Annotated in this window: 4 protein-coding genes; 1 reads left to right on the plus strand and 3 read right to left on the minus strand. The window is 66.3% G+C overall.

The genetic code is table 11. From position 1 onward, the window contains the following. Nucleotides 1-132 precede the first annotated feature (132 nt). Genes fba through gap form a run of 3 tightly spaced genes read right to left on the minus strand, consistent with a single transcriptional unit; the run spans nt 133 to nt 3,445 of the window. Nucleotides 133-1,218, minus strand: a complete 1,086-nt coding sequence (gene fba / locus VHS75_RS10440; RefSeq protein WP_329638554.1) for a class II fructose-bisphosphate aldolase — start codon at nt 1,216-1,218, stop codon at nt 133-135. Between the two features lie 15 nt (nt 1,219-1,233). Continuing rightward, nucleotides 1,234-2,424, minus strand: a complete 1,191-nt coding sequence (locus VHS75_RS10445) for a phosphoglycerate kinase (RefSeq protein ID WP_329638555.1) — start codon at nt 2,422-2,424, stop codon at nt 1,234-1,236. Nucleotides 2,425-2,434: 10 nt separating this feature from the next. After that, a complete protein-coding gene (gap, locus tag VHS75_RS10450; RefSeq protein WP_329638556.1) occupies nt 2,435-3,445 on the minus strand; it encodes a type I glyceraldehyde-3-phosphate dehydrogenase in 1,011 nt (336 codons plus the stop codon). 166 nt (nt 3,446-3,611) lie between these two features. Here gap and VHS75_RS10455 point away from each other — a divergent pair. Further along, the coding region (locus tag VHS75_RS10455; protein ID WP_329638557.1) for an SRPBCC domain-containing protein at nt 3,612-3,945 on the plus strand (334 nt) is incomplete at its 3' end.

Below are 3,945 nucleotides of genomic sequence, written 5' to 3' on the forward strand. Positions count from 1 at the left end.
CAATCGTTTCAAGACAACCTGCCCAGCACGGACTCTCAGTGTACGGACTTGTTGGTCTCCGATAAGCCACTGAAAGCACTCATTCTATTTAGATGTGTGAATCCGGTAGCCCCATGAAGGGGAGGGAAGACGCTACTCCGCCGCGTGGCGGGTGAGCCCGATCTTGGGCGCCAACTCGCCGGCGGCGTAGCGTTTGGCCATGACGGTCATCGGTATCGGCGTGATCTTGCTGGCCCAGCCGGCCGTCCCGAATTCCTCGAAGCGCTGGCGGACCACGGCGCTCATCGCGTCCATGGCAGGCTTCAGATATTTGCGCGGGTCGAACTCGCCGGGATTCTCGGCGAAGACCTTCCGGATGGCGCCGGTCATGGCCATGCGGTTGTCGGTGTCGATGTTGATCTTGCGCACGCCGTGCTTGATGCCGCGCTGGATCTCCTCCACCGGCACGCCCCAGGTCTGGGGCATCTCGCCGCCGTACTGGTTGATGATGTCCTGCAGATCCTGCGGCACCGACGAGGAGCCGTGCATCACCAGGTGGGTGTTCGGCAGGCGGCGGTGGATCTCTTCGATGACGTTCATGGCCAGGACGTCGCCGTCCGGCTTGCGGGTGAACTTGTAGGCGCCGTGGCTGGTGCCCATGGCGATGGCCAGCGCATCGACCTGGGTGGTCTTCACGAAATCAACGGCCTGGTCCGGGTCGGTCAGCAGCTGGTCGTGGCCGAGCTTGCCCTCGAAGCCGTGGCCGTCTTCCTTCTCGCCCATGCCGGTCTCGAGGCTGCCCAGCACGCCAAGCTCGCCCTCGACGCTAGCGCCGACCCAGTGGGCCATGTCGACGACCGCCTTCGTGACGTGGACGTTGTAGTCATAGTCGGCGGGCGTCTTGCCGTCGGCCTTCAGCGAGCCGTCCATCATCACGCTGGTGAAGCCGAACTGGATCGCCGTGGCGCAGGTCGCCTCGTTGTTCCCGTGGTCTTGGTGCATGCAGATCGGGATGTGCGGATACATTTCCGCCAGCGCGTCGATCAGGTGCTTCAGCACGATGTCGTTGGCGTAGGCGCGCGCGCCGCGGCTGGCCTGGATGATCACCGGGGCGTCGACCGCGTCGGCCGCCTCCATGATCGCCAGACCCTGTTCCATATTGTTGATGTTGAAGGCCGGCACGCCATAGCTGTGCTCGGCGGCATGATCGAGAAGCTGTCTCAGGGTGATCCGGGCCATATTCTCTACCGTTCTCTATCGGGACAAGGCTGCCACGCCGGGCAGGGTTTTGCCCTCCATCCATTCAAGAAACGCGCCGCCCGCCGTCGAGACGAAGGTGAAGTCGTCCACCACGCCGGCCGCGTTCAGGGCCGCCACCGTATCACCGCCGCCCGCCACCGCCACCAGCTTGCCCTCGCGAACCAGCTTGGCCGCATGCCGTGCCGCCTCCACCGTGCCCTTGTCGAAGGGCGGTATCTCGAAAACGCCCAGAGGGCCGTTCCAGATCAACGTCTTCGAATTTCCCATGGCGCGGCACAGCCGCTCGACGGTCTCGGGGCCGGCGTCGAGGATGCGTTCGTCCTCGTCGATGGAGCCCACGTCGCGCACCCGAGCCGGGGCGCCGGGGGCCAGCTTCTCGGCCACCACGATGTCCAGCGGAAGGAAGAGCTTGCAGTTGTTCTGGCCGGCCAGGCGGATTACGTCGCGCGCGGTCTCGGCCAGGTCCTTCTCGCAGTAGGAGGCGCCGACGTCGTGTCCCTGGGCGTAGAGGAAGGTGTTGGCCATCCCGCCGCCGATGGCCAACTTGTCCAGCTTGGTCACCAGGTGGCGCAGGAGGTCGAGCTTGGTGGAGACCTTCGAGCCGCCGACGATGCCCAGCACCGGCCGCTCGGGGTGGCCGAGCGCGCAGTCCAGCGCGTCCAGTTCCAGGCGCATCTGCTCGCCGGCATAGGCCGGCAGGCGGTGGGCCAGGGCCTCGGTGGAGGCATGCGCCCGATGCGCCGCGGAGAAGGCATCGTTGACGTAGAGGTCGCCGTTGGCCGCCAGGGCGTCGGCGAACTTGCGGTCGTTGGCCTCCTCGCCCGGATGGAAGCGGACGTTTTCCAGCAGCAGGACATCGCCCGGCTGTATTGCGTTCACCGCCTCACGCGCCTTCGGCCCGATGCAATCGGGGGCGAAAGCCACGGGAACGCCCAGCACCTTGGCGAGCGGCTCCACGACGGGTTTGAGGCTCATCGACGGCACGACCTTGCCCTTCGGCCGGTCGAAATGGGCCAGCAGGATCACCTTGGCGCCGCCGGCGCGCAGCTTGTCGACCGTGGGCTTGGCGGCCCTCAGACGGGTGTCGTCGGTAACCTTGCCGTCCTCCATGGGGACGTTGAAATCCACGCGGACCAGGGCGCGCTTGCCCTGCAGGTCGGCCTGATCGAGCGTCTGGAACCCCATGCTGTGGCGATCAGATCAGCTTCGCCAGGGCGACGGCGACGTCGGCCATCCGCGACGAGAAGCCCCACTCGTTGTCGTACCAGGAGAGCACCCGGCCCAGGCCGCCATCGACCATCTGGGTCTGCGGCAGGGCCACCGTGGACGAGGCGTCGACGTGGTTGAAGTCGTGGGAGACCAGCGGCTCCTTGGTCACCGCCAGGATGCCCTTCAGCGGGCCGGAGGCGGCGGCCTTTTCCATGGCGGCGTTGATCTCGTCCACCGTCACCTTGCGGCTCGGCACGAAGTTCAGATCGACCACCGAGACATTGGGGGTGGGCACGCGGATCGAGGAGCCGTCCAGCTTGCCGGCCAGCGCCGGGATCACCAGGCCCAGCGCCTTGGCCGCGCCGGTGGAGGTCGGGATCATCGACATGGCCGCGGCGCGGGCGCGGTAGAGGTCCTTGTGCAGCGTATCCAGGGTCGGCTGGTCGCCGGTGTAGGAGTGGATCGTGGTCATATAGCCGCGCTCGATGCCGCACAGCTCCTGCAGCACGTGGGCCACCGGGGCCAGGCAGTTGGTGGTGCAGGACGCGTTGGAGATCACCACGTCGTCGGCGGTCAGGGCGCCGTCGTTCACGCCGAAGACGATGGTCTTGTCGACGCCGTCGGCCGGAGCCGAGACGATCACCCGCTTGGCGCCGGCCTGCAGGTGCGCGCTGGCCTTTTCCTTCGAGGTGAAGAGGCCGGTGCATTCCAGGGCGATGTCGACGTTCAGCGCGGCGTGCGGCAGGTCTTTGGGATCGCGGATCGCGGTCACCTTGATCTTGCCGCGGCCGGCGTCGATCCAGTCCTCGCCGGTGGTCACCACGCCCGGGAAGCGGCCGTGCACGCTGTCGTAGCGCAGCAGGTGGGCGTTGGTCTCCACCGGACCCAGATCGTTGATCGCCACCACCTCGATGTCGGTGCGCCCATGTTCGACGATCGAACGCAGGACCAGCCTGCCGATGCGGCCGAAACCATTGATGGCGACGCGGACGGTCATGAGGTGGGTCTCCTGAGGCGGTTCGGTGGCGCGGTTTCTTCTAGCCGGGGGCCTCGAAGTCAACCCCTTGGAGGGTACGGGTCAGTCCACACTGAAGTATGCACTTGACTATCGCTGCGGGGCGGTGACAAAGTGAAGTCTGGACTTCACTTATGAGGAGGCGCGGATGTCCGCCCCATTGCACAACACCTTCACCATCGAACGCACCTATTCGGCAGCGCCGGCGCGGGTCTTCGCCGCCTTCGCCGACCCAGCCAAGAAGCGCCGCTGGTACGGCGAGGCCGACAATCACGCCGTCGAGGCCTTCGAGATGGATTTCCGGGTCGGCGGCGCGGAGCGGGCGACCTATCGCCTGGGACCGAAGACGCCGTTTCCGGGGACCGAGATGGTCAACGACGGCGCCTATTACGACATCGTGCCCAACGAGCGGATCATCGTCGGTGCCGCCATGATGTTCGGCGGCCGGCGGATAACCGTCTCGCTGATCACCTTCGAGTTCC

It is taken from the genome of Phenylobacterium sp., assembly GCF_036264965.1.
In the GTDB taxonomy this organism is placed as follows: domain Bacteria; phylum Pseudomonadota; class Alphaproteobacteria; order Caulobacterales; family Caulobacteraceae; genus Phenylobacterium.